General features: G+C 58.3%; 22 protein-coding genes and 1 tRNA gene. 13 read left to right on the top strand and 10 right to left on the bottom strand.

From position 1 onward, the window contains the following. Positions 1–20: 20 nt before the first annotated feature. The 5 genes from L1065_RS01275 to pgi all read left to right on the top strand — a co-directional run bounded on the left by L1065_RS01275 (position 21) and on the right by pgi (position 5,287). Positions 21–626, top strand: coding sequence for a YceI family protein (locus L1065_RS01275; protein WP_370641121.1), 606 nt, complete (start codon positions 21–23; stop codon positions 624–626). 234 nt (positions 627–860) lie between these two features. Continuing rightward, positions 861–1,445, top strand: coding sequence for an HNH endonuclease (locus tag L1065_RS01270; RefSeq protein ID WP_237093635.1), 585 nt, complete (start codon positions 861–863; stop codon positions 1,443–1,445). A gap of 89 nt (positions 1,446–1,534) precedes the next feature. Then, complete coding sequence (gene zwf / locus L1065_RS01265) at positions 1,535–2,989, top strand: glucose-6-phosphate dehydrogenase (protein WP_237093634.1); 1,455 nt, start codon at positions 1,535–1,537, stop codon at positions 2,987–2,989. A gap of 3 nt (positions 2,990–2,992) precedes the next feature. Beyond that, a complete protein-coding gene (gene pgl, locus L1065_RS01260; RefSeq protein WP_237093633.1) occupies positions 2,993–3,667 on the top strand; it encodes a 6-phosphogluconolactonase in 675 nt (224 codons plus the stop codon). 12 nt (positions 3,668–3,679) lie between these two features. Next, on the top strand, positions 3,680–5,287 hold the full coding sequence (gene pgi / locus L1065_RS01255) for a glucose-6-phosphate isomerase (protein ID WP_237093632.1): 1,608 nt from the start codon (positions 3,680–3,682) through the stop codon (positions 5,285–5,287). Here the strand turns inward: pgi and L1065_RS01250 are convergent. From L1065_RS01250 to L1065_RS01220, 7 genes are all read right to left on the bottom strand, one after another. Next, positions 5,256–5,726 carry a thioesterase family protein gene (locus L1065_RS01250; protein WP_237093631.1) on the bottom strand — a complete coding sequence of 157 codons (471 nt, stop codon included), beginning with the start codon at positions 5,724–5,726 and terminating at the stop codon, positions 5,256–5,258. The genes pgi and L1065_RS01250 overlap by 32 nt on opposite strands. A gap of 18 nt (positions 5,727–5,744) precedes the next feature. Next, positions 5,745–5,818, bottom strand: a tRNA-Gly gene (locus L1065_RS01245). Between the two features lie 178 nt (positions 5,819–5,996). Next, entirely contained in the window at positions 5,997–8,036 is a 2,040-nt protein-coding gene (locus L1065_RS01240; RefSeq protein ID WP_237093630.1) for an ASKHA domain-containing protein, read from the bottom strand. A 100-nt stretch (positions 8,037–8,136) separates the two neighbouring features. Next, positions 8,137–8,367 (bottom strand): N-(5'-phosphoribosyl)anthranilate isomerase, encoded by a 231-nt coding sequence (locus L1065_RS01235; RefSeq protein ID WP_237093629.1) that lies wholly within the window; start codon positions 8,365–8,367, stop codon positions 8,137–8,139. Between the two features lie 35 nt (positions 8,368–8,402). Continuing rightward, positions 8,403–9,473 carry a methyltetrahydrofolate cobalamin methyltransferase gene (locus tag L1065_RS01230; protein ID WP_237093628.1) on the bottom strand — a complete coding sequence of 357 codons (1,071 nt, stop codon included), beginning with the start codon at positions 9,471–9,473 and terminating at the stop codon, positions 8,403–8,405. Positions 9,474–9,475: 2 nt separating this feature from the next. Beyond that, positions 9,476–10,411: a methylenetetrahydrofolate reductase gene (locus tag L1065_RS01225; RefSeq protein ID WP_237093627.1), complete on the bottom strand. Its 936-nt coding sequence runs from the start codon at positions 10,409–10,411 to the stop codon at positions 9,476–9,478. Positions 10,412–10,437: 26 nt separating this feature from the next. Next, positions 10,438–10,734: a virulence factor gene (locus L1065_RS01220; RefSeq protein WP_237093626.1), complete on the bottom strand. Its 297-nt coding sequence runs from the start codon at positions 10,732–10,734 to the stop codon at positions 10,438–10,440. 248 nt (positions 10,735–10,982) lie between these two features. Here L1065_RS01220 and L1065_RS01215 point away from each other — a divergent pair, with 248 nt between their 5' ends. Genes L1065_RS01215 through modC form a run of 8 tightly spaced genes read left to right on the top strand, consistent with a single transcriptional unit; the run spans position 10,983 to position 19,462 of the window. Beyond that, positions 10,983–12,092 (top strand): Ppx/GppA phosphatase family protein, encoded by a 1,110-nt coding sequence (locus L1065_RS01215; protein ID WP_237093625.1) that lies wholly within the window; start codon positions 10,983–10,985, stop codon positions 12,090–12,092. Continuing rightward, on the top strand, positions 12,085–12,840 hold the full coding sequence (locus tag L1065_RS01210) for an RlmE family RNA methyltransferase (protein WP_237093624.1): 756 nt from the start codon (positions 12,085–12,087) through the stop codon (positions 12,838–12,840). Before L1065_RS01215 ends, L1065_RS01210 begins: the two co-directional genes overlap by 8 nt. Next, positions 12,833–13,864, top strand: a complete 1,032-nt coding sequence (locus tag L1065_RS01205; protein WP_237093623.1) for a hypothetical protein — start codon at positions 12,833–12,835, stop codon at positions 13,862–13,864. The genes L1065_RS01210 and L1065_RS01205 overlap by 8 nt, the downstream gene beginning before the upstream one ends. Positions 13,865–13,888: 24 nt before the next feature. Beyond that, on the top strand, positions 13,889–15,448 hold the full coding sequence (gene glpD, locus L1065_RS01200; RefSeq protein ID WP_237093622.1) for a glycerol-3-phosphate dehydrogenase: 1,560 nt from the start codon (positions 13,889–13,891) through the stop codon (positions 15,446–15,448). After that, positions 15,445–16,944 (top strand): glycerol kinase GlpK, encoded by a 1,500-nt coding sequence (gene glpK, locus L1065_RS01195; RefSeq protein WP_237093621.1) that lies wholly within the window; start codon positions 15,445–15,447, stop codon positions 16,942–16,944. Before glpD ends, glpK begins: the two co-directional genes overlap by 4 nt. A gap of 39 nt (positions 16,945–16,983) precedes the next feature. Then, positions 16,984–17,712 carry a molybdate ABC transporter substrate-binding protein gene (gene modA / locus L1065_RS01190; protein ID WP_237093620.1) on the top strand — a complete coding sequence of 243 codons (729 nt, stop codon included), beginning with the start codon at positions 16,984–16,986 and terminating at the stop codon, positions 17,710–17,712. Next, positions 17,709–18,389, top strand: coding sequence for a molybdate ABC transporter permease subunit (gene modB, locus L1065_RS01185; protein ID WP_237093619.1), 681 nt, complete (start codon positions 17,709–17,711; stop codon positions 18,387–18,389). The genes modA and modB overlap by 4 nt, the downstream gene beginning before the upstream one ends. After that, the gene (gene modC, locus L1065_RS01180) at positions 18,359–19,462 is read left to right on the top strand and encodes a molybdenum ABC transporter ATP-binding protein (RefSeq protein WP_237093618.1); all 1,104 of its coding nucleotides are present in this window, start codon (positions 18,359–18,361) and stop codon (positions 19,460–19,462) included. Before modB ends, modC begins: the two co-directional genes overlap by 31 nt. Here modC and L1065_RS01175 read toward each other — a convergent pair. From L1065_RS01175 to L1065_RS01165, 3 genes are read right to left on the bottom strand one after another with little or no spacing between them, the layout of a single operon-like run. Beyond that, positions 19,459–20,427, bottom strand: a complete 969-nt coding sequence (locus tag L1065_RS01175; protein WP_237093617.1) for an ROK family protein — start codon at positions 20,425–20,427, stop codon at positions 19,459–19,461. The genes modC and L1065_RS01175 overlap by 4 nt on opposite strands. Before the next feature lie 3 nt (positions 20,428–20,430). Then, positions 20,431–21,750: a GH1 family beta-glucosidase gene (locus tag L1065_RS01170; RefSeq protein ID WP_237093616.1), complete on the bottom strand. Its 1,320-nt coding sequence runs from the start codon at positions 21,748–21,750 to the stop codon at positions 20,431–20,433. Next, positions 21,747–22,784, bottom strand: a complete 1,038-nt coding sequence (locus L1065_RS01165; RefSeq protein WP_237093615.1) for a LacI family DNA-binding transcriptional regulator — start codon at positions 22,782–22,784, stop codon at positions 21,747–21,749. The genes L1065_RS01170 and L1065_RS01165 overlap by 4 nt, the downstream gene beginning before the upstream one ends. Positions 22,785–22,922 lie beyond the last annotated feature (138 nt).

Here is a 22,922-nt window from a genome sequence, read left to right as displayed (position 1 = left end):
TGATGCAAAGGATTTCGCACATGACCTCTCGTTTCACCGCCGCTTTTATGGGCACCGCTTTGGCAACAACGCTGGCATTCGGGGCAACAACTGCCGCGGCTGACGCGCAGAAATTCGAATTGGATGCAAGCCATAGCCAAGTGCTGTTTAGCTACAACCACCTCGGATTTTCGACCACCTTCGGCATGTTCTCCGGCTTTGAGGGCGAGATCATGTTTGACGAAGAAAACCCTGCGGCCAGCAGCGTTTCGGTGTCCATGCCGGTGATGTCGATGTTCACGGGGTGGGAAGCCCGCGAAAGCCACTTTATGTCGGATGACTTCTTTGGCGCGACACCTGAAGATATGATCACCTTCACCTCCACGGGTATTGAAGTAACAGGCGACACAACGGCACTGATTACCGGTGATCTGACCATGAACGACGTCACGCAATCGGTTGTGTTGGAAACCACTTTGAACAGCTCGGCGCCATATCCGTTCGGTCCAAAGCAGGGCACACCGACCCTTGGCTTTGACGCAACGACAACAATCCTGCGTTCAGACTTTGGCGTGGGCAATTTCGCGCCAGCGGTCAGCGATGAAGTTGAGGTTCAAATCTCGCTTGAGGCTTTGGCCGCCGAATAATCGACAGGCGATTTGTTGCAACCGAAGGCGCGCTCTGAACGGGCGCGCCTTTTTTGTGTGTCTGGGGGCGGTCTGTTTTGGTTCAAAACACCGCATATGAGGGGCTTGTCAGGGGCAAACCGCGATATATAGTCAAGATCAGACGGGACGCTGCGACCCGCCAATAAACCGCGCGCGATCCCGTGATTTGGGCCCTCATCCGGCCCACTGTGTCATGTGGAGGACGCAAACGCGATGCAAGCAGAGTTCAGGACCAGTTTCGTCAGAGAGCCGAATAACCTGCGCCATAATCCAGCATTGGTTCTGAATGCTGATTACCGACCGCTGAGCTATTACCCGCTGTCTTTGTGGCCTTGGCAGGAAGCGGTCAAAGCCGTCTGGCTGGACCGCGTGGATATCGTGGCTGAATACGACGACTATGTTCATTCCCCATCCACGCAGATCCGCATCCCGTCTGTCGTGGTGCTGAAAGACTATGTGAAACCGCAAAAACGCGTGGCCTTTACCCGCTTTAACCTGTTTTTGCGCGATGAGTTTTGTTGCCAATATTGCGGCAGCAAGGGCGATCTGACCTTTGACCACGTTGTGCCACGCGCCTCTGGCGGCATCACCAGTTGGGAAAACGTTGTGGCGGCCTGTTCGCGCTGCAATTTGCGCAAGGGCAGCAAATCCTTGCGCCAATCGGGGATGAGCCTGCGCAAACCGCCCAAACAGCCCCAAGCCGAACAGCTGCGCAACATGGGCCGCAAGTTTCCGCCAAACCATTTGCACGAAAGCTGGCTCGACTTTCTCTATTGGGATGCAGAGCTGGAAGCGTGATCGCCCCCTAGACATAACACACGTGTCGGACTAACAAGGCGCCAATTGTTTGTTACCGCTAACGGCGGACCTGCCGAGAGGATAGCCCGATGGTCTCACGCGTCATTCCAGTTGATGATTTTGATTTGGTGATTTTTGGCGGCACGGGTGACCTTGCACGTCGCAAAATCCTGCCAGGGTTGTTTCGCCGTTTTTGTTCGGGCCAGATGCCCAAAGATGCCCGCATCATCGGCGCGGCGCGCTCTGATATGGATGACGCCGGTTTTCGGCAAATGGTGCGTGATGCGATTGCGGAATTTGGCGGCAAAAATGCCACCGAGTGTGATGAACTGGACGCCTTTCTGGCCGCGCTACACTATGTGACAATCGATGCGCGGGGCGAAGGCGGGTGGTCCGAACTGGCGGGCAAAATGCGCTCTGGCGTCGTGCGCGCCTTCTATTTCAGCGTGGGCCCAGGCCTGTTCGGTGATCTGGCTCAACGCCTGAAAACACATAACCTCGCCGATGATGACAGCCGTATCGTGGTTGAAAAGCCGTTTGGCCGCGATCTGGCCTCGGCCAAGGCGTTGAACAAGGACTTGGCCACCTATTTCGATGAAAGCCAGATTTACCGCATCGATCATTATCTGGGCAAGGAAACGGTCCAGAACCTGATGGCCGTGCGCTTTGGCAACGTCTTGTTTGAACCCCTTTGGAACAGCCAATACGTTGATCATATCCAGATCACTGTGGCCGAAACCGTGGGCGTTGGTGGGCGCGGCGGTTACTACGACAAATCGGGCGCGATGCGCGATATGGTTCAAAACCACCTGATGCAATTGCTGTGCCTGATTGCGATGGAGCCGCCATCAAAGTTTGATCCCGATGCGGTGCGCGACGAAAAACTAAAGGTGATCCGCGCGCTTGACCCCGTGGACAGCCATCACATCGTGCGCGGCCAATATGCGGCGGATGGCGACAAGAATTCCTACCGCGATGATGTCGAAAATCCCAAATCCTTTGTGGAAAGCTTCATCGCGATGAAGGTGCATTTGTCGAACTGGCGTTGGGCGGGCACACCGTTTTATCTGCGCACGGGCAAATGTATGAAGGCGCGGTCCAGCGAAATCACCGTTGTGTTCAAAGATGCGCCCCATTCGATCTTTGGCGCCGATGAGGGCCGCCACCGCAATGTGCTGTCAATCCAGTTGCAACCCAATGAAGGCATGACGCTGGATGTGACCATCAAGGAACCGGGACCGGGTGGCATGCGCCTTGTCGACGTGCCGCTGGATATGACCTTTGCCGATGCGCTTGGGCCAGAGGCCGAAGATGTCCCAGACGCCTATGAGCGGTTGATCATGGATGTCATCCGCGGCAACCAGACGCTGTTTATGCGCGGCGACGAGGTTGAGGCCGCATGGGCTTGGACCGACCCGTTGATTGAGGGCTGGCAGGCGCGCAATGATGTGCCAAAACCATACGAGCAAGGATCAAACGGCCCCGAGGATGCGTTGATGTTGATGCACCGCGACGGGCGCCGCTGGCGCGAAATCAAGGGGTAAGTCATGGAATTTATTGAGTATCCTGACAGTGAAATGATGATGATCGACCTTGCCAACCAACTGGCAGGCGAACTTGAAAACTGTCTGTTTAACCACGATCACGCCAGCCTTGCGGTGCCCGGTGGCACCACGCCCGGACCCGTTTTTGATGCGCTCTGCGCCGCGGATCTGGATTGGAGCCGCGTGCACGTCATGCTGACCGACGAACGATGGGTGCCTGAAACCTCGGACCGCTCGAACACGCGGCTGTTGAAGGAACGCCTGTTTACCGCCCGTGCCGCCAAAGCGCAGTTCGTGCCGTTCTACACAGGTCACGCCACGCCCGAAGACGGGCTGGACGAGATTGCAAAGCGGCTGAAAGGCGAATTGCCGATTTCGGTTATGTTGCTTGGCATGGGAGAGGATATGCACACCGCAAGCCTGTTCCCCGGCGCCGACCGTTTGGATGATGGGCTGGCCGCAAATGCACCGCCAGTTTTGCCCATGCGGGCCGCGGGCGCACCTGAACCGCGTGTGACACTGACCGCGCCTGTGCTTGAGGGCGCGATGAGCACCCATGTGCTGATCAAAGGAGCGGCCAAGAAAACCGCGCTGGAGGGCGCACATGGGTTGTCACGCGCGCAGGCGCCGATCAACACGGTGCTGAAAAACGCCAAAGTGCATTGGGCAGAAACCTAGAAAGGCCTTACGATGTGGACTGATCTGAAAGCGCGTGCGGACAAGGCGCGTCATCGCTCTATTTCCGAGCTCTTTGCCGATGACACACGTGCAGCCACGTTCACCGCGCGTTTGGGCGATGTGTTGTTTGATTTTTCGAAAACGCATCTGACGGCTGACGATCTGGCGGCACTTGTTGCGATGGCAGCCGAAGCGGGGGTCGAGGCCAAACGCGATGCGATGTTTGCGGGCCAGCAGATCAATGAAACCGAAGGCCGCGCGGTGCTGCATACGGCGCTGCGCAACCTTGACGGTGGCGCCCTGATGGTGGACGGCAAGGATGTGATGGGGCAGGTGCTGGCGACGCTGGAGCGGATGAAAACCTTTGCCCAAGCGGTGCGCAGCGGCGCTTTTGCAGGGCAGGGCGGCAAGATTACGGATGTGGTCAACATCGGGATCGGAGGATCGGATCTGGGGCCTGCCATGGCGTGCCTTGCGCTGGCGCCATATCACGACGGGCCGCGCACACATTTTATCAGCAATGTGGACGGAGCTGATGCGACCGAAACCTTGAAGGGGCTGGATCCGAAAACGACGCTTGTGATTGTGGCCTCCAAGACCTTCACGACCATCGAGACGATGACCAATGCGCAAACCGTGCGCGACTGGATGGCGGGGCAAGTTACTGATCCTGCAGCACAATTTGTGGCGCTTTCGTCGGCACCTGACAAGACGGGGGCCTTTGGTATCCCGCCCGAGCGTGTGTTCGGATTTGAGGATTGGGTCGGCGGGCGCTATTCGATGTGGGGGCCGATTGGCCTGTCGATTATGCTGGCGGTTGGGCCTGAAAATTTCACCGATATGCTGCGCGGGGCGCAGGCAATGGACCAGCATTTTGTGTCTGCGCCATTGGCTGAAAACCTGCCCGTTCTTCTGGCGCTTGTCGGCGTTTGGCATCATCAGGGCATGGGGCTGCCGACGCGCGCTGTGCTGCCGTATGATCAGCGTCTGAGCCGGTTTGCGGCCTACCTGCAGCAGATGGAGATGGAGAGTAACGGCAAGTCGGTGCGCGTGGATGGCAGTGATGTCACCACCGTGACGGGGCCTGTTGTGTGGGGCGAGCCTGGCACGAATGGGCAGCACGCATTTTACCAGTTAATCCACCAAGGCACGACGCCTGTGCCGTGCGAATTTATGGTGGCCGCCGAAGGGCATGAGCCTGAATTGCGCAATCATCACAACCTGTTAGTGGCAAATTGTCTGGCGCAATCCGAAGCCCTGATGCGCGGGCGCAGCTTGGACGAGGCGCGTGCGATCATGGCCGCAAAGGGGCTGTCGGGCGACGAGCTGGAACGCCAAGCACGCCACCGTGTGTTCAGTGGCAACCGCCCTTCGACAACCTTGGTCTATCCCAAGCTGACACCGCATATTCTGGGGCAGGTCATCGCGCTTTATGAACACCGCGTGTTCGTGGAGGGGGTGATGCTTGGCATCAATTCCTACGACCAGTGGGGCGTTGAACTGGGCAAAGAACTGGCAACTGCATTACAGCCGATTGTTGAGGGAAAACAAGGGGTTGACGGCAAGGACGGTTCAACCGCCCAACTGGTCAATTACGTGCAACAGCACCGTCACGGGTGATTAACGTTTGCTTAACCTGATCGGACAGGGGCCGTTTGGTCCCGTCCTGATTAAGCTGCACAATCACTGCCTGACCTGTGGTCCGCAGATCGCCTGAAAACACGGCATAGTGCATCACGAAACTTGTGGTGCCGAAAGAAACAGTTTTGCCGCAGACGATGTAATCCTCGTTTAACAGCATTTCCTTATGAAATTCTAAACCGATCGCTTTAAGCACAATTTTGGGTGCATCCGCTTTGGTGTAATCCGAGATGCCGTAGTCGCGCAAATAGTGCAGGCGGAACGCCTCAAGCCAGCGCAGGTAGGCGGCATTGTTGACGTGGCGCAGCGCATCCAATTCGCCAAATCGCACGCGGTCGGAAACGCCAAAAGTCCAATCTTCTGGCACCTTTGCAGCGCGAAGTTCATCCAATGATAGCGGTGTGAGATACGGGTGCATAGCAGGCCTGTTGACGGGTGGAGCGGGTAACGGGAATTGAACCCGTAACTTAAGCTTGGGAAGCTCGCGTGATACCTTTTCACCATACCCGCATGACCTTTGATTTATGCGCGACAATCGGTCCCGTCAACGGGCAATCTGGGCCAAAAACCGGTGTATGGCATAGCGTCTGCTACGGGTATGGCAATGCGTCAGACGTTCTGCCTTTTGCGGTTTGCGCAACAGGGGGCATGTGTCGCAGGCGCAACGGGGTGCGACCGTTGCGTGGTCTCAGGCGCGGCGGCGTCTGCGCCGTCCGCCCCCTTCACCGCCCGAGCCTGTGTTGAAATTCACGTCCGGCAGGGGCGCGATAGTGGCCAGATGCGGGAAGGGATCGGTGGCATGGGGGATCGCATTGGCATTGACGAAATGTTCTTGGAACTTCGGTTCAATCGCCGTTTCGACCTTTTCGATGGCGCGCACTGTTTTCGAGATACCTGCGCGTTGCGTGCGGTTGCACAGCGCGATGCGCGCACCGTGACCTGCTGCATTGCCCGCAGAGGTGACGTTTTCAAGCGTTGCGTCGGGGATCATGCCAAGGACCATCGCGTGTTTGGGGCTGATATGTGCGCCAAACGCGCCTGCCAGCGTAACCTTATCAACGGTATCCACGCCCATTTCATCCATCAAGAGCCGCGCACCCGCATAGAGCGCGGATTTCGCTAGTTGAATGGCGCGGATGTCGCCTTGGGTGACGGTGATGCGGGGACCGTCTTGGTCGGTTCCGTCGTAAATGAGGTAGCTGTGGGTGCGCCCATCGGGAATGCTGCGTTCGGTGCCTGTTTGCGCAGCCGATCCGATCAGGCCCGATGGGTCCAAAAGCCCCGCCATGCGCATTTCGGCCACAGCTTCGATGATGCCAGAGCCGCAGATGCCCGTGATGCCTGTCTGTGCCGTAGCGGCCGCAAACGCAGGGTCATCGGACCACAGATCGCAGCCGATGACCTGAAAGCGTGGTTCTTTGGTGGTGGGGTCGATCTCGATCCGTTCGATTGCTCCCGGGGCCGCGCGTTGCCCGCTGGAGATTTGTGCGCCCTCGAACGCGGGGCCTGTGGGCGACGAACAGGCGAGGACTTTGGTGGTGTTGCCAAGCAGGATTTCGGCGTTGGTGCCCACATCGACCACAAGCACCAGCTCGTCGGATTGATCTGGCGCCTCTGACAAGGCCACGGCAGCGGCGTCTGCGCCCACGTGACCCGCGATGCAGGGCAACAGAAAGATGCGGGCGCTGTCGTGCATGGAATTCAGGTCAAGTTCGGCTGCGGGCAGTTCGACCGCTTCCGATGTGGCAAGAGCGAACGGGGCTTGGCCCAATTCAACAGGGTCAATCCCGAGCAGCAGATGATGCATGACGGGATTACAGACGAAGACACATTCGACGATGTCTTTGGGGTCGATCATGGCGTCGGTTGCGATCGCCTCGGTCAGCCCGTTGATGGAGGCGCGCACGGCGGCGGTCATTTCGGCGTCGCCACCAGGGTTCATCATGGCGTAGGACACACGGCTCATCAGGTCCTCGCCAAAGCGGATTTGCGGGTTCATCACGCCAGAGGAAGCCACGACGTCGCCATCGGTGAGCGAACACAGATGCGCGGCAATCGTGGTCGAGCCCAGATCGATGGCCAACCCGTAAAGCGGACCTTCGAAGTAGCCGGGCCAGACATCGATGATGCGCGGGCGGTCGTCGTGCAATGCGCTGTGCACGGCCACGGTGACCGACCATTGCCCCTTGCGCAGGGCGGTTTGCAGTTTGCGCATGACGGTGAGGTCGGCAAAGAGATCGGTGAGGCCCCATTGCTTTTTGAGCGCGCGTTTGAGGCGTTCGAGATCGCCAGAGGGCTCGTGCATGTCGGGCTCGACCACTTCGACGAAATAGAGGCGAGTGGCAGGATCCATTGTGATGGGGCGGGCGCTGGCGGCTTTGCGCACAACTTGTTTATGCACTTGGCTTTCGGGGGGCACATCGACCACCACATCGCCTTGGACCGTGGCCTGACAACCCAACCGGCGGCCATCTATCAGGCCGCGTTTGTCCTTGTAGCGTTGCTCAACGCTGTTCCATTTCGACAAAGCATCGGGCGCGACCGTCACACCGTGTTTGGAAAATTCGCCTACCCCGGGCGTGATCTGGCACTTGCTACAAATGCCGCGTCCACCGCACACGCTGTCCAGATCAACGCCAAGCTGACGGGCCGCTGTCAGAATGGGTGTCCCCACGGGAAAATGGCCGCGTTTGCCAGAAGGCGTAAAGACGACAAGGGGATCAGACATATACAACACCTTTGCATGTGGGGTGCCATCCGCAGAACGGCTGAAGATTTTTCTGGAAAAATCTTCAGCGCGAAAAAACTTCTGGAAGTTTTTTCGGGGATCAGACGATGACGCGTAGACCACCCTTGGAGCAGATGACGATAAATTGACCACCTGCCTCAATAAGGTGAAATTGCCGACGCCGCACTTCCAGCTCCAAAGCGTCGCGGCCGACTTTGCGTTCCACGTCTTGAACCGATCTTCGGATGACACCTCCGTTTTGGGCGGCCTTGGCATGAAAGAGTTGCTGCAGCCAGATTTCGTTTGTCGGTATTTTGCGAAGATATGTCATAGGACATGCCTTGCAAAATAAAGTTAAGCTTTCGTTTATGCGCGGCGGCGGCGGCGGCCACCTGCGCGCCCGCCTTGGGGGGCGGCGTCGGGGTCTTTGTTGAAGTTGATCCAGGCACCGCCAGAGGGATCATGGTTCATCAGGAAGTTGGCGGCGCGGATCGCTTCCATCTCTTTGCCCGCACGTGGTTTGGTCGATCCCAGTCCAAAGAGTTTGACGAATGTTTCATCGTCCATTCCTTCGGGCAGGACGATGCCAGAGGCGGCTACTTTTTCCTTGTGTTCGGCGATTTTCTTTGGGCCCACGGGCAGGGCGACGGGGTTCATGATCGCGCTGGTCATACCTGCCTGAAAGGCCATCGGCAGGAACGCGTTGTTGATCCCGTGACGATTGGGCAGGCCAAAGCTGATGTTTGAGGCGCCGCAGGTGGTGTTCACGCCCAGTTCCTCGCGCAAGCGGCGCACGAGCGTGAACACTTGTTCGCCCGCGGTTGCCATGGCGCCGATGGGCATGACCAGCGGGTCCACGACGATGTCATGGGCTTTGATGCCAAAGTCGGCGGCCCGTTCCACGATCTTTTTGGCCACGGCAAAGCGCACATCCGGGTCTTCGGAGATGCCTGTGTCATCGTTTGAAATGGCGACCACGGGGACATTGTATTTGGCCACAAGTGGTAACACCAGTTCGAGGCGTTCTTCTTCGCCGGTGACGGAATTGAGCAGGGGGCGGCCTTCGGCGGTGGCCAGCCCGTTTTCCAACGCACCTGGCACAGAGCTGTCGATGCACAGCGGCGCATCCGTGACGGCCTGCACACATTCGACCAGTTCTTTCATCAGAGTTGGTTCGACAAAGTTGTTGTCGGCATAGCGGGGGTCTTCGGCCATTTTGTTGGAGAACACCGCACCCGAGTTGATGTCGAGGATGTCAGCGCCCGCTGCCATCTGCGCAATCGCGTCGGCTTGCACGCGTGAAAAATCGCCGCGTTCCAGTTCTTCGGCAAGGATTTTTCGACCTGTGGGATTGATGCGTTCGCCGATCACGCAGAAGGGCTGATCAAACCCGATGATGGCAGTTTTTGTTTTTGATTCAACGACAGTACGGGTCATTCTTAATCCTGTTGTTCAGAGGCTGGAACGGCAGAAGCGCCGCCATTTTCGATGGCCCAGTTTGCGTTTGTCTTGATCCCGCCAAGGGGAAAGAAATGCACATGGGTGATGTTAAAATCCGGGTTTGCGGCCTTATGCGCTGCCAGATCGGCGATGAACTGGGTTGGTTCAAACGGCAAGAGCAGTTTGGTTACGTCTTTGGCACGTTTTTGCAGCACCTTGAGCGAGGCACCCACGCCGCAGGCGATGGAGAATTTGATCAGCGTTTGCAATTTGGCAGGGCCCGCGACGCCGATATGGATGGGCAGGGTAATGCCTGCCGCCTTGAGATCGTTGGCCCATTGGATCACCGGCTGTGCTTCAAAACAGAACTGTGTGGCGATGGCCATGTCAGCATCGGTCGTTTCTGAAAACTTCTGTTTCCATTCAAGGGCTTGTTGCACGTTCTTCATGCTGCCATCGGCGTCAATGTCGCGGTTGCCTTCGGGGTGGCCTGCAACATGCAGGCGTTTGAACCCTGCTTTATCAAAAAGGCCCGTTTCCAAAAGCTGCATGGAATCTGAAAAATCACCGTGTGGCTTATCGACCCCGCCCGCCAGTAGCAGGGCTTGATCAACATTCGCTTCGCCCTGATAGCGTGCGATCCAGTCGGCAAGGGTGGCGCTGTCTTTGATGATGCGCGCAGGAAAATGCGGCATGACTTTGAAACCGTCGGCGGATAGTCGTTTGGCCGTGGCCACCATATCGTCGATGGGCGTGCCTTCGATATGGGCAATGTAGACGCGGGTGCCTTGGGGCAGCAGGGCGCGGAAGTCTTCGACCTTTTCGGCGGTGCGCGGCATCACTTCGATCGAATAGTCCTGCAAGAAGGCCTCAACCTGTGGATCAACCCCTTTCGGGGTCCCTGTGTCTTTACGTTTGAAGTTCAACAGAGCCATTTTGCGGCCTCCTTTGCGTCGCTGGCCTAAGCCCATCCATTGTTGGCGATCAGCGCCTTGATGCGGTCTTGGTCGTATTCTGTGTCGATACGGGCGATTTCGGCGTCGGCGACATCTTCGTCGGCGCCTTCGACCGTATAGGGATCGGCCTTGCGCCATTCGGCCAGATAGTCATCGGTGCCTGCCGCGCCTGATTTCATGGCCGCGCGGTCAATGGCTTGTTCAAAGCGTTCGGGAAGGGGTTTTTTCACGCCGCGCCGCCCTTTGCCCACGATAACCTGTGCAGGCATGTCGCGCCAATAAACGATTGTGACTTGCGCCATGTGATTCCGCCTCCCCAAGAGTTCTGCCCCAAGTGTTACGCATGTGATGTGCAAACTTTGGTTCTGTTTTCGACACCTCGCAGCAACCCTGCGACGCATTGGCTAAAATGGGATTTTTTTCGCCAGACGCCAGAGGGCGGCGTCCTCAAAACACGCATGGAGATTATGAATATGACCACACGTCCCACCTTGCGCGGGATGTCGCGGATGGCTACGTTAGGGCTAACTCGATATGAAAGGCGTTCAAGATGACGCCACTGCGTCCCGATGGTGCGGGCGCGGTCCCTGAAACGGTAGATAGCCCCGCGCCTGAAAACCAAGGCTCGGATGTTGCCCCGCTCTATGCGGCGCTTGATCTGGGCACAAATAGTTGTCGTATGCTGATTGCGCGCCCCAAGGGTGCGCAATTTGAGGTGGTCGACAGTTTTTCGAAATCCGTGCAGTTGGGCGTGGGCCTTGAAAGCAGTGGCAAGCTGCATCGCTCAAGCATGGCGCGCACGGTTCAGGCGCTCAGGATTTGCAAGCAAAAGCTGAAAAAACACAAGGTTCAGCGGATGAAACTGGTGGCGACCGAAGCGTGCCGCCGGGCCGGCAACGGGCGCGATTTCATGCGCTACATCAAACGCGAAACGGGCCTGGAGCTGGAGATCATCACGCCTGAGGAAGAAGCGCGTTTGGCTGTGATCAGTTGTGCGCCTTTGGTGAGCCGCAAAACCGAGCAGCTTTTGGTGGTAGATATCGGGGGCGGGTCGACCGAATTGGTCTGGATTGATCTGTCGGGCGTTGAGAAGGCCAAGCGACCTCAGGCGATTATGGCGCTGCATGCCGGGTTTGAATACGATGGCGGCGCGCGCGTGGTGGACTGGATTTCGGTGCCACTGGGTGTGGCCACGCTGCGCGAACAATTCAGCGATGTGGATGATGATGCAGCCTGCTTTGCGCTGATGTCGTGGTTTTTTGAGGAAAACCTTGCGCCGTTTGCGCCCTATGCAGAAGAGCAATCGCGCGAGGGGTTTCAGATTATCGGCACCAGCGGGACTGTCACAACGGTGGCGGCTTCGCATCTGGGGTTGAAACGCTATGACCGCACCAAGGTAGACGGGCTGCGGATGACGAGTGACGAAATTGATCTGGTGATCCGCGATTATCTGGCGCTTGGTCCTGAAGGGCGGCGCAAAGACCCGCGCATCGGGCGCGACCGTCATTCGCTGATTATGTCGGGCAGTGCGATTTTGCAGGCGTTGCTGCGCTCGTGGCCGACAGATCGTTTGTCGGTGGCAGATCGCGGTTTGCGCGAAGGATTGCTTTATGCGCAGATGTCTGCGGATGGGGTTTTAGAGGATGTAGGCTATGACTGATGGCACAGCGGGCGGGCCAAGCGGCCCCAAGAAACCTGCCAAGAAAAAGAACACATCGGGCCGCGGGCAGCGGGATCTGAAAGTGAAGGTCAAGACAGCGCGGGGGCGCAAGATGTCGTCCACGCTGTGGCTGCAACGGCAGTTGAACGACCCTTATGTCAAGCGTGCGCAGGCCGATGGCTACCGTGGGCGGGCGGCTTATAAGATATTGGAGCTGGACGATAAATTCCGCTTTCTGGTGCCGGGTGCGCGGGTTGTGGACCTTGGATGTGCGCCGGGGGGGTGGTGTCAGGTGGCGGTGCGCCGCGTAAATGCGCTTGGCGACCGGCCTGCCAAGAAACAGGGTACAATTCTCGGGATTGATCTGCAAGAGGTTGAACCGATTGCAGGGTGCGATCTGCATGTTCTGGATTTTCTGGAAGACGATGCGGATGAAAAGGTGAAGGGCTGGCTTGGCGGCAAGGCCGATGTGGTGATGTCGGATATGGCGGCGGCCAGTTCGGGCCATAAACAGACCGATCACTTGCGGATCATGGCGCTTTGCGAGGCGGCGGCTTACTTTGCCTTTGACGTGCTGGACCCTGGCGGCACCTTTGTGGCCAAAGTGCTGGCGGGCGGGGCCGAAGGCGATTTGCAAAAGCTGCTCAAGCAGAAGTTTACCAAAGTGGCCAACGTCAAACCGCCTGCGTCGCGGTCGGACAGTTCAGAAAAATTTGTTGTGGCCACAGGGTTTCGTGGTGGTGACTGACGCCCATTGGCTTGAGGCGGGATCAAACCGTGTTGGGCTGGAAACGGATGTGGGGCATCTGACGGGGCTGTGTTTGGACGGGCGTGCGCCGCTGCATGCGGTGCCGTGGCGCGGCGAACCTGATGTGCAGGCGGATGATGCGATCCCATTGGTGGACCGTCGCCTGTCCGAGGACTTTTTCGCCATGCCGTTTGGCGGTGAAGGCGCGGGGCCGCCGCATGGGCCATGCGCGCAAAGCCCTTGGGATCATCGCGGCCGCAACAACGGCGTGGATTGGTTTGATCTGCGGACGCCTGTCTTGGGGGCGCGGCTGTGCAAGGGGCTGGCGCTCTCGGAAGAGGCACCGATCCTCAAGCAATGTCATGTGATCGAAGGTGGGTCTGGCGCGGCCAGCCTTGCCCATCATCCGATGGTTCATATGCAGGACGGCGGGCGTATTTTCACCTCTGCCAAGCGGCGTGTGATGACGCCCCAGACCGCGCTGGAGGCGGGGAAAAACTGGTTGCCCAGTGGACAGACAGCGACGGCGTTTGGTGCGTTTCACGGCTTTGATCTGACGCGCTACCCCGATCAGGTGACCGAGGATTTTGTGGTCTGCGTTGAGGAGCCAGGCAATGATCTGGGCTGGACGGCGGTGATGCGCGAAGCTGAACGCGATATCGTGCTGATCCTGAAGCGGCCTGCGCAACTGCCCATAACGATGCTTTGGTATTCCAACGGCGGGCGCAGTGCGCGGCCTTGGAACGGACGGCACCGCGGTGTTCTGGGGGTAGAGGACGGCTGCGCGGCGGCGTTGGTGGGGGATGCATTGCGTGCGGCAGGCGTGCCTACGGCTTATGCGCTTGGCCCAACCCATGTGATTGACCACGCCATTGTGTCACTTGCATGGCCCCAAGGCTGGTCGGGCATCAGCGATGTGACACTGGAAAACGAGGCGTTGAGGATTGTCGGCGATGACAAGAGGGCGGTTTGCCTGCCCTTTGGGTCTTGGATTTCACAGTCAGATTTGTTAGCGCCACCGTAGTGGGATGCGGGGGGAGCGCGTAACATGACCGAAGACAACACCCTTTATGACCTGTTTGTTATTGGCGGCGGTGTGAACGGCTGCGGTATTGCGCGTGATGCGCAGGGGCGGGGGCTGAAGGTGGCGCTGGCCGAGATGAATGATCTTGGATGGGCCACGTCAAGTTCATCGACCAAGCTGTTTCACGGCGGACTGCGGTATCTGGAATTTTTTGAGTTTCGTCTGGTACGCGAAAGCCTGATCGAGCGTGAAACGCTGCTCAAGGCGATGCCGCACATCAGTTGGCCCATGCGGTTTGTGTTGCCGTTTCACAAAGATATGCGGTTTGAAAGCGATACGCCCACGTCCAAGCTGTTGTCGTTTGTGATGCCTTGGATGAAAGGGCGTAGGCCCGCGTGGCTGATCCGATTGGGCTTGTTTCTCTATGACAATATGGGCGGGCGCAAAGTGTTGCCCGGCACAAAGACGGTGGATTTGACGCGCGACCCTGTTGGTGCGCCGCTGGATGATCGTTTTGCCAAGGCGTTCGAGTATTCGGATTGTTGGGTCGAAGACAGTCGTCTGGTCATTCTGAACGCGCGGGATGCGCAGGCGCGCGGTGCCAAGATCATGCCGCGCACCAAGGTGGTGAGTGCCGATCGGCGGCCCGATCACTGGGAGGTCACGCTGGAGGACGGTGCGGTGATCCGCGCCAAATGTCTGGTCAACGCTGCGGGGCCGTGGGTTGAAGATGTGATCCGTGGCGTGGTGCGCCAGAACACAAGCGAGGGCGTGCGGCTGGTGCGCGGCTCGCACATCGTGACGCGCAAATTGTTCGATCATGACAAGTGCTACTTTTTTCAAGGCGAGGACGGGCGGATCATTTTTGCCATTCCCTACGAATATGATTTTACGCTGATCGGCACGACAGATGCAGAACACACACAGGCTGATACAGCTGCCGAAATATCTGATGCTGAGCGCGACTACCTGATTGATTTCATAAATAATTATCTGAAAAAGGACATATCGCCGAAAGACATTGTCTGGACCTATTCGGGGGTAAGACCGCTTTATGATGACGGGGCCAGTTCGGCCACGGCTGCAACGCGCGACTATGTGTTGTCTCTGGATGAAGCCGGCGCGCCTGTTTTGAACATCTTTGGTGGGAAAATCACAACATATCGCAAACTGGCCAAACACGCGCTGGCCAAGCTGGACGAAATTTTCCCGCAGATGGGATCTGACTGGACGGCAGGCGTTGCGATGCCGGGTGGGGACTTTCCCGTCGACGGGGTTGACGCGTTGGTGGCCAAGCTGCAAGGAGACTACCCGTTTTTGATAGACAGGCACGCCCTGCGGCTGATCCGCGCCTATGGGACCGAGGCGTGGGACGTGTTGGGCGATGCCAAAATCATGGATGATTTGGGCAAACATTTTGGTGCAACGCTGAGCGAACGCGAGGTGCGCTGGCAGATCGCAAACGAATTTGTCACCTGCGCCGACGATGTGTTGTGGCGGCGCACAAAACTGGGTCTTCACATGGGAACAACCGAACGGGCGATGCTGTCGGCGTGGTTCAAGTCCGAAGGGAGCATGCAATGACGTTTATTCTGGCGATTGATCAAGGCACGACGTCCAGCCGTGCGATCCTGTTTGACCAAGACATGGGCGTGCATGCGACGGCGCAAGAAGAGTTTCCGCAGCATTTCCCGCAATCAGGTTGGGTCGAACATGATCCGACCGATCTATGGTCCACCACAGCGGGCACCTGCCGCGCGGTGATGGAGAAGGCGGGGATTTCTGCGGCCGATATTGCTGCGATCGGCATTACCAACCAACGCGAAACAACGGTGGTGTGGGACAAAGCCACCGGGCAGGCGGTTGGCAATGCGATTGTTTGGCAAGACCGCCGCACGGCCGAGATGTGCCAGGCGCTCAAAGCCGATGGTCACGAGGCGATGATCACCCGCAAGACTGGCCTGCTGCTGGATCCGTATTTCAGCGGGACGAAACTGAAATGGATTTTGGACAATACCGATGGCGCGCGCGCACGCGCCGAAAAGGGCGAATTGCTGTTCGGCACGGTGGATAGCTTTTTGATCTGGAAGCTGACAGGTGGTGCGTCCCACGTCACGGATGCCACCAATGCCGCGCGGACGATGCTGTATAATATCCGCGATGGGGTATGGGACGCCGAGATTTGCGCCTTGTTGAATATTCCGATGCAAATGCTGCCAAAGGTCCATGACTGTGCGGCCCATTTCGGTGAAACCCGCGCCGATCTCTTCGGGGTGCCCTTGCCGATCTTGGGGGTCGCAGGGGATCAGCAGGCGGCAACGCTTGGGCAGGCCTGTTTTGCACCGGGGATGTTGAAAAGCACCTATGGCACAGGTTGTTTTGCGCTGTTGAACACGGGTGATACGCTTGTCGAGAGCCAAAACCGCCTGCTTGGTACAATCGCCTATCAGTTCGATGGCAAGCCGACCTATGCGCTTGAGGGGTCGATCTTTATTGCGGGTGCTGTTGTGCAATGGCTGCGCGACGGCGTGAAGATGATCCGCGAGGCATCCGAAACCCAAGGGTTGGCGGAAAAGGCGGATCCGGGCCAAGAGCTCTATCTGGTGCCTGCCTTCACGGGACTGGGCGCGCCATATTGGGATGCAGAGAGCCGTGGCGCGATTTTCGGGCTGACGCGTGGGTCGGGGCCAGAGGAGTTTGCGCGTGCGGCCCTTGAAAGTGTGGGCTTTCAGACCCGCGATTTGCTGGAAGCGATGACTGCCGATTGGCAGGCGCAGGGCGGACAGGCCGTATTGCGTGTTGATGGCGGCATGTCGGCAAGCGATTGGACCATGCAGTTTTTGGCCGACATCATCGGGGCGCAGGTGGACAGGCCCAAGGTTTTGGAGACAACGGCGCTTGGTGCGGCGTGGCTGGCAGGCATGCAAGCGGGCGTTTACCCCGATCAGGCGGGATTTGCGCAGACGTGGGCGCTCGACTGGCGGTTTGAGCCGCAAATGGCCGATGACACCCGCGCGGCACGCTATGCGGGGTGGAAAGATGCCATCGCGCGCACGCTCAGTTCGGGCGGCACACGCTAAGCCCTTGGCGCTGTCGCGGCTGCGTGTCACTGTGCTCCCATGCGATTGATTTTGGCGATATCTTTGATGATTTGGGCAGGCGCTGCGCAGGCAGCGCAGGTCACAGTTTTTGCGGCCGCCAGCCTGAAACCTGCGATTGACCCGATCGCCGAGGCGTTCGAGGCCGCGACTGGGCATTCGGTCTTTGTGTCTTATGCTGCGACATCCTTATTGGCCCGCCAAATTCAGCAAGGCGCACCTGCGGATGTGTTTTTATCCGCCAATACCGCGTGGAGCGATGTTTTGGACGGCACAGGCCATGTTGCTGATGCGCAGGTTTTTGCACGCAACCGTCTGGTTGTGGTGGGGGCGCAGGCAGTGGCATTTGACCCTTATGATGCGCAGGCTTGGACGCAGCAGTTAGGCGCGGGGCGGCTGGCGCTTGGCTTTCTCGATGCGGTGCCGGTGGGGATTTATGCGCGCGAGGCGCTGGACAACCTGCGCGTCTGGGATGATCTGGCCGCGCGCATTGTGGAAGCTGATAATGCCCGCGCCGCTTTGGTTTTGGCAGAGCGCGGAGAGGTGCCTTTGGCCGTCGTTTACGCAACCGATGCGCAGAGCAGCGAAAAGGTGCACGTGGCCGCACAGATACCAGCGGACGTGCACGCGCAGGTTGCCTATGTGGCAGCACGGGTCAGCGGGGGGCAGGACCACGGGTTTGTGCAATTCTTGTTGTCACCTGCCGCGCAGGACGCGTTGTTGGCCGCGGGTTTTGAGGCGGCGCCATGATGCAGCTTCCGCCAGAGGTGTGGCAGGCCGTTTTGCTGTCTTTGAAGGTGGCATCCGTTGCCACAGTGGTGATGTTTCCACTGGCGTTGTGGGTCGCGCATCTGTTGGCTCGGGGTCAGTTTCGGGGCCGTGTGGCCCTGTCTGCTTTGGTGCATTTGCCGTTGGTGTTGCCGCCCGTGGTCACGGGGTATTTCCTGTTGATCGCCTTTGGTGTGCAGGGGCCAATCGGCGGGTTTTTGGCAGATTTCGGGATTGTCCTGGCCTTTCGCTGGACGGGGGCCGTGCTGGCGGCGGCTGTCATGGGGTTTCCGTTGATGGTGCGTGCCTTTCAACAGGCGATAGAGGCCGTGGACCCCAAGGTCGAGCAAGCCGCGGCAACACTGGGGGCCAAGCGATTTGCGCGGTTTCGATTGATCACCTTGCCCTTGATGAAAAACGGTTTGATCGCAGGTTGCGTGTTGGCTTTTGCCAAAGCTTTGGGCGAATTTGGCGCAACGATCACCTTTGTGGCCTCGATCCCGGGGCAAACGCAAACGATCCCTTCGGCCATCTATGCCTTTTTGCAGGTGCCCGGTGCGGAAGGGGCGGTTGCGTGGTTGGTGGGCATGTCATGCGTTTTGGCTGTGGGCGCTGTTGCGCTGAGTGAATGGCTGATCCGACGGGGGCGCCGCGCATGATTTCGGTCGCGTTTCAGCATCATCTTGGACAGCTGCCCTTTGATGTGCGGTTCGAAGCGCCTGCGGGTGTGACCGCGTTGTTTGGCCCGTCAGGTGCTGGCAAGTCAACGACGCTAAAGGTGATTGCAGGGTTGGAAAGCCCCAAAACAGGTATGGTGACAATCGCAGGCAAGACCCTTTTGGATACCGAACGAGGCGTGAACTTGCGCCCCGAAGCCCGCGGGCTTGGCGTGGTCTTTCAGGAGCCGCGGTTGTTCAGCCATATGTCGGTGCGGCGCAACTTGCTGTTTGGTGCGGGCTTTCGCAAAGGCGGCACCCTTGGGCTTGACGAGGTGGCAGGCCTGTTGGGCATTTCGGCGCTTTTGGACCGTGATTGCCCAAGCCTGTCTGGTGGAGAAGCGCAGCGCGTGGCCATCGGGCGTGCGTTGTTGTCGGCCCCGCATGCGTTGATCCTTGATGAGCCTTTGGCCTCGCTTGATCAATCCCGCAAATCCGAAATTCTGCCCTATCTGGCGCGGCTACGCGATCATCTTGCCATGCCGATGCTGTTGGTAACCCATGATCTGAATGACGTGGCGCAGCTGGCCGATTACATGGTTTTGATGGACACGGGCCGTACAATCGCAAGCGGGCCTGTGACAGATATTCTGGCCGATCCCGTTGTCGCGCCGCGGCTTGGCATCGCGCAGATGGGCGCGGTGATCACGGGTCAGCTAAACGCCCATTTCGATGACGGGCTGTCGCAACTGAACTGCGCGGGCGGCACGTTGTTGGTGCCCCTTACCGATGATCCATTGGGGACACGCTATAAGCTGCGGGTTCTGGCCAAAGACATCACCATCAGCTTGTCACAGCCCAAGGATGTCAGCGCATTGAACACTTGGCCCGCGATTGTCCGGGCCATACGGCGCGGCGACGGCCCCGGGGCTTTGGTGACGCTGGAGTGTGGCGGTGATATGCTTTTGGCGCGTCTGACCAAGCGGTCGCTGGACGGGCTTGAGCTGCGCGAGGGGCAGGCGTGTTGGGCCATGCTCAAGACCATGTCGATGGCGCCTGCGCAGATCGGTGCCTAGACCGCGCTTGCCGCCAGATGATTGGCGCAGCCCGTCAGAGCGGCGTAGTCATCTTCAACGACCGATACACCAAAGTTGCGCATGAACCCCGCAAAACGGCCCTTGTCACGGAAGCTGTCTGAAAAGCCCATATCCTGCAGATAGGGCAACACGGCCCGCGCGACACCGCCCACCAGATAGACGCCCCCAAAGGGCAGGTGGATCAGCGACAGATTGCCCGCAACCGTGCCGAGGATTTTGATAAAGACCGCCAGCGCACGCTGCGCGCGGTCTTCGCCATCTGCCACGGCCTGCATGATTTGTGCTGCTTTCAGCGGGCGGGGATCGCCATCTTCTTGACCAAGCCAGTCATAGACGCGCTCCAGACCGCGCCCTGACAAGACGTCCTCAACGGCGGGAAATCCATGCGCCGTTTCAACAAACTGGCACAAACGCAATTCTTCTTCATTGCGGATCGGCAGGTTGGCGTGACCGCATTCCGAAGGCGTGACCACACGGTGCGTTTCAAGCTGCAAAACAGGGGCCGCGTTGAAGCCTGTGCCCACGCCAATCACCAGCCGCGCAGCCAAGGGGCTGGCCTCTGGTTGTGGAATAATTTCCGTGAGCGTGCCATGTGCCAAATGCCCCAACGCATGGCCTTGGGCTTGCAGATCATTCAGGATGGCCACATTGGTCGCGCCCGTGGCCGCAGCCAATGTCGCTTTGTCGATCGTCCAATCCAGATTGGTCATCGTCCCTACGCTGTCGCGCACCGGACCTGCCACAGCAACGCAGGCCGCGTCGCACTGTCCAACGGCCTCTGTCGCCATATATTCGGCGATAATCGGGGCAAGGCCTGCGTAGTTTTCGTTCTTGAAGCGGCGCACGGATGCCATCTGGACTTCGGTGCCATGGGCAAAGGCCACACGTGTGTTTGTGCCGCCGATATCCGCCACAAGTGCGACGCTGTTTGATGAAGTAGACATGAGTTACCTTTTAAGAGCGGCTGCCAGCGCCTGATACGAGGCTTTGGGGGTGCGCTTCAAGGTGTCAAAATCCACATGCACCAGTCCAAAGCGTTTTTCATAGCCCAAGGCCCATTCGTAATTGTCCAAAAGCGACCAGATCATGTAGCCTTTCAGCGGCACGCCATCGTCCATCGCCTTTCGCGCCATGGCGATATGCGCCTGCAGATAATCGATGCGGGGTTGATCCACATCTTCGGCGGGACAGGCGTGGGCCATTCCGTTTTCAGTCACGTAGAGGGGCAGGGTGCCTGTGTAGGTGTCGGCTGTGCGTTTGAGGAATTCGTAAAGCCCTTGGGGATAGATTTCCCATGCCATATCGGTTTTGGGCAGCGGGCCTTCAACCTCTTCATGAGACGGCCATGGATCGGTGTTGGGCGCGATTAGCTTGCGTGTGTAGTAGTTTACGCCAACCCAGTCTAAAGGTGCCTGAATGACGTTGAAATCGTCCTGCCACCCCTGGGGCATATGTGGGCCAAGCCCCTCCATCACAGTGTCAGGATAGCGCCCCTTGAACACACCACTGAGGAAAAAGTGATTGTAGTAGCCGTCATAAAGCTCTGCGGCGCGGGCAGCTTCGGGGCTATCATCGGCGGGGGTGGCCCATTCCATATTGAACACGCCGCCAAGGTTTTTCAGCCCCAGATCCCGCATGACACCAATCGCTGTGCCATGGGCCAGCATCACGTGGTGCATCGCGTGGGCCGTGGCGCGGATGTCGCGCAAGCCGGGCGCATGATGGCCCAAAAAATGCGATAGCCAGCCCACGCACCACGGCTCGTTAATCGGGGCGACGCTGTGCATCCGATCGCCGATTTTGCCCATGATGGTATGTGTGAACTCACCAAACCATTTTGCGACATCGCGGTTTTGCCAGCCGCCTTGCACGGCCAATGCTGCGGGCAATTCCCAATGATACAGTGTGGCGCAGGGTTTCAGCCCGCGTTCCAGCATCGCGTCTGTGAGCCTGTCGTAAAAATCCAGACCGTCCGGATTGACCGCTTTTCCATCCGGCATCACCCGCGCCCAAGATGTTGAAAAGCGATAGGCGTCCAAGCCTGCGTCTTTGATCAGATCAAGGTCTTGTTCGTATCGGTGATAATGGTCGCACGCCGTATCCCCATTTTCGGCCCGCACCACATTGCCCGGGGTCGCGGCAAAGGTGTCCCAATGGGTTGGGCCCGCGCCGCCAAAGGCATGGCCTTCGATTTGATAACTTGATGTTGCAGCGCCCCAGATAAAATCCTGTGGAAAATCACTGCGCGAGAAGGAAAATTTGGTCACGTCGATAGGTCTTTCGGAGCAGGGCCAGTTGAGGAGCCAACAATCAAGGCGGCTTCCAGAAGGTGGCTTTTGGGCGGGGCGGTCGGGGTCAGGATGCGTTCGATCAACATATCAGCGACCATGCGGCCTGCCTGTCGCACAGAACTTTGCGTCGATGTAAAAATCGGAACATCCCCGCCATTAGGAAAGTAGCTCAGCCCGTCGTCATGCGTCAGGATCGAGACGTCTTGGCCCATGCGCAGCCCCAATTCGTCCAAGGCGCGGCGCACGCCCAGTGCCATAATGATCGACGAGACCAAAAACGCGGTCGGCGGGGTGTCGGTTTTGAGCAGATCACGCGCATGAAGATAGCCATAGCTTTCGGACATTTCTTCGCTGCGCATCAGCGCGGTGTCTGTTGTCAAACCCGCCTCGGTCATCGCGCGTTCGTATCCGTTGCGCCGCCGAAGGGCAAAGTCCATATGCTCCAACCCGTTAAAAAGCGCGATGCGGCGATGGCCCAGATCCAGCAAAAAGCGTGTGGCGCGGTAAAACGCCTGAGCGTTGTTCATATCAATCCACCAATAGCTGTCGGGATCGGCCGCGGTGCGCCCATGCACCACGAATGGCAGACCCAGATCCGTCAGCAATGCGGGGCGCGGGTCGTTGCGGTGCGGGCCGTGAATGATGACACCATCAATCGTGCCCTTGGCCTTGAGATCGCGGTAGGCGCGTTCTTCCTGGCCGTCGTCGACAATCGACAAAACCATATCATAACCGCGCTGCGCATAGACCTCTCCTGCGCCGGATATGAAGTCTCCGAAAACGGGGTTCACCATCTCGTGCTGATTGGACAAAGGGATCACATGACCGATCGCCATGGCGCGGCCCGTGGCCAGTGCTTTGGCGCGGGTGTTGGGATGGTAATTATGTTGCTGCGCAGCATTGCGCACGCGCTCGCGGGTGGCCTCTGACACTTCGGGATAGCCATTCAAAGCGCGGCTGACTGTTGTGGGCGATAGCCCCAGATTCTTGGATAACTCTTTGAGGTTCATGTATTTATTACGTCCAAAGCGCTTTCAATTTCAAAAGGACGTTAGCTGTGGCGTGTCACCTCGTCAAAGTGATTTCGCGGCAGGTGAAAATGCTGCACCTGCGAATAGACTATTGAAATAAGGATGTTTTTGCGCAGA

The organism is Nereida sp. MMG025, assembly GCF_021654165.1.
GTDB lineage: Bacteria > Pseudomonadota > Alphaproteobacteria > Rhodobacterales > Rhodobacteraceae > Nereida.
This window is presented reverse-complemented; position numbering and strand designations above follow the sequence as displayed.

Bases quoted from the DNA above. Each gene is read 5' to 3' on its own strand.
- L1065_RS01275 (WP_370641121.1), top strand. From the start codon at position 21: ATGACCTCTCGTTTCACCGCCGCTTTTATGGGCACCGCTTTGGCAACA.
- L1065_RS01270 (WP_237093635.1), top strand. From the start codon at position 861: ATGCAAGCAGAGTTCAGGACCAGTTTCGTCAGAGAGCCGAATAACCTG.
- zwf (WP_237093634.1), top strand. From the start codon at position 1,535: ATGGTCTCACGCGTCATTCCAGTTGATGATTTTGATTTGGTGATTTTT.
- pgl (WP_237093633.1), top strand. From the start codon at position 2,993: ATGGAATTTATTGAGTATCCTGACAGTGAAATGATGATGATCGACCTT.
- pgi (WP_237093632.1), top strand. From the start codon at position 3,680: ATGTGGACTGATCTGAAAGCGCGTGCGGACAAGGCGCGTCATCGCTCT.
- L1065_RS01250 (WP_237093631.1), bottom strand. From the start codon at position 5,726: ATGCACCCGTATCTCACACCGCTATCATTGGATGAACTTCGCGCTGCA.
- L1065_RS01240 (WP_237093630.1), bottom strand. From the start codon at position 8,036: ATGTCTGATCCCCTTGTCGTCTTTACGCCTTCTGGCAAACGCGGCCAT.
- L1065_RS01235 (WP_237093629.1), bottom strand. From the start codon at position 8,367: ATGACATATCTTCGCAAAATACCGACAAACGAAATCTGGCTGCAGCAA.
- L1065_RS01230 (WP_237093628.1), bottom strand. From the start codon at position 9,473: ATGACCCGTACTGTCGTTGAATCAAAAACAAAAACTGCCATCATCGGG.
- L1065_RS01225 (WP_237093627.1), bottom strand. From the start codon at position 10,411: ATGGCTCTGTTGAACTTCAAACGTAAAGACACAGGGACCCCGAAAGGG.
- L1065_RS01220 (WP_237093626.1), bottom strand. From the start codon at position 10,734: ATGGCGCAAGTCACAATCGTTTATTGGCGCGACATGCCTGCACAGGTT.
- L1065_RS01215 (WP_237093625.1), top strand. From the start codon at position 10,983: ATGACGCCACTGCGTCCCGATGGTGCGGGCGCGGTCCCTGAAACGGTA.
- L1065_RS01210 (WP_237093624.1), top strand. From the start codon at position 12,085: ATGACTGATGGCACAGCGGGCGGGCCAAGCGGCCCCAAGAAACCTGCC.
- glpD (WP_237093622.1), top strand. From the start codon at position 13,889: ATGACCGAAGACAACACCCTTTATGACCTGTTTGTTATTGGCGGCGGT.
- glpK (WP_237093621.1), top strand. From the start codon at position 15,445: ATGACGTTTATTCTGGCGATTGATCAAGGCACGACGTCCAGCCGTGCG.
- modA (WP_237093620.1), top strand. From the start codon at position 16,984: ATGCGATTGATTTTGGCGATATCTTTGATGATTTGGGCAGGCGCTGCG.
- modB (WP_237093619.1), top strand. From the start codon at position 17,709: ATGATGCAGCTTCCGCCAGAGGTGTGGCAGGCCGTTTTGCTGTCTTTG.
- modC (WP_237093618.1), top strand. From the start codon at position 18,359: ATGGCTGATCCGACGGGGGCGCCGCGCATGATTTCGGTCGCGTTTCAG.
- L1065_RS01175 (WP_237093617.1), bottom strand. From the start codon at position 20,427: ATGTCTACTTCATCAAACAGCGTCGCACTTGTGGCGGATATCGGCGGC.
- L1065_RS01165 (WP_237093615.1), bottom strand. From the start codon at position 22,784: ATGAACCTCAAAGAGTTATCCAAGAATCTGGGGCTATCGCCCACAACA.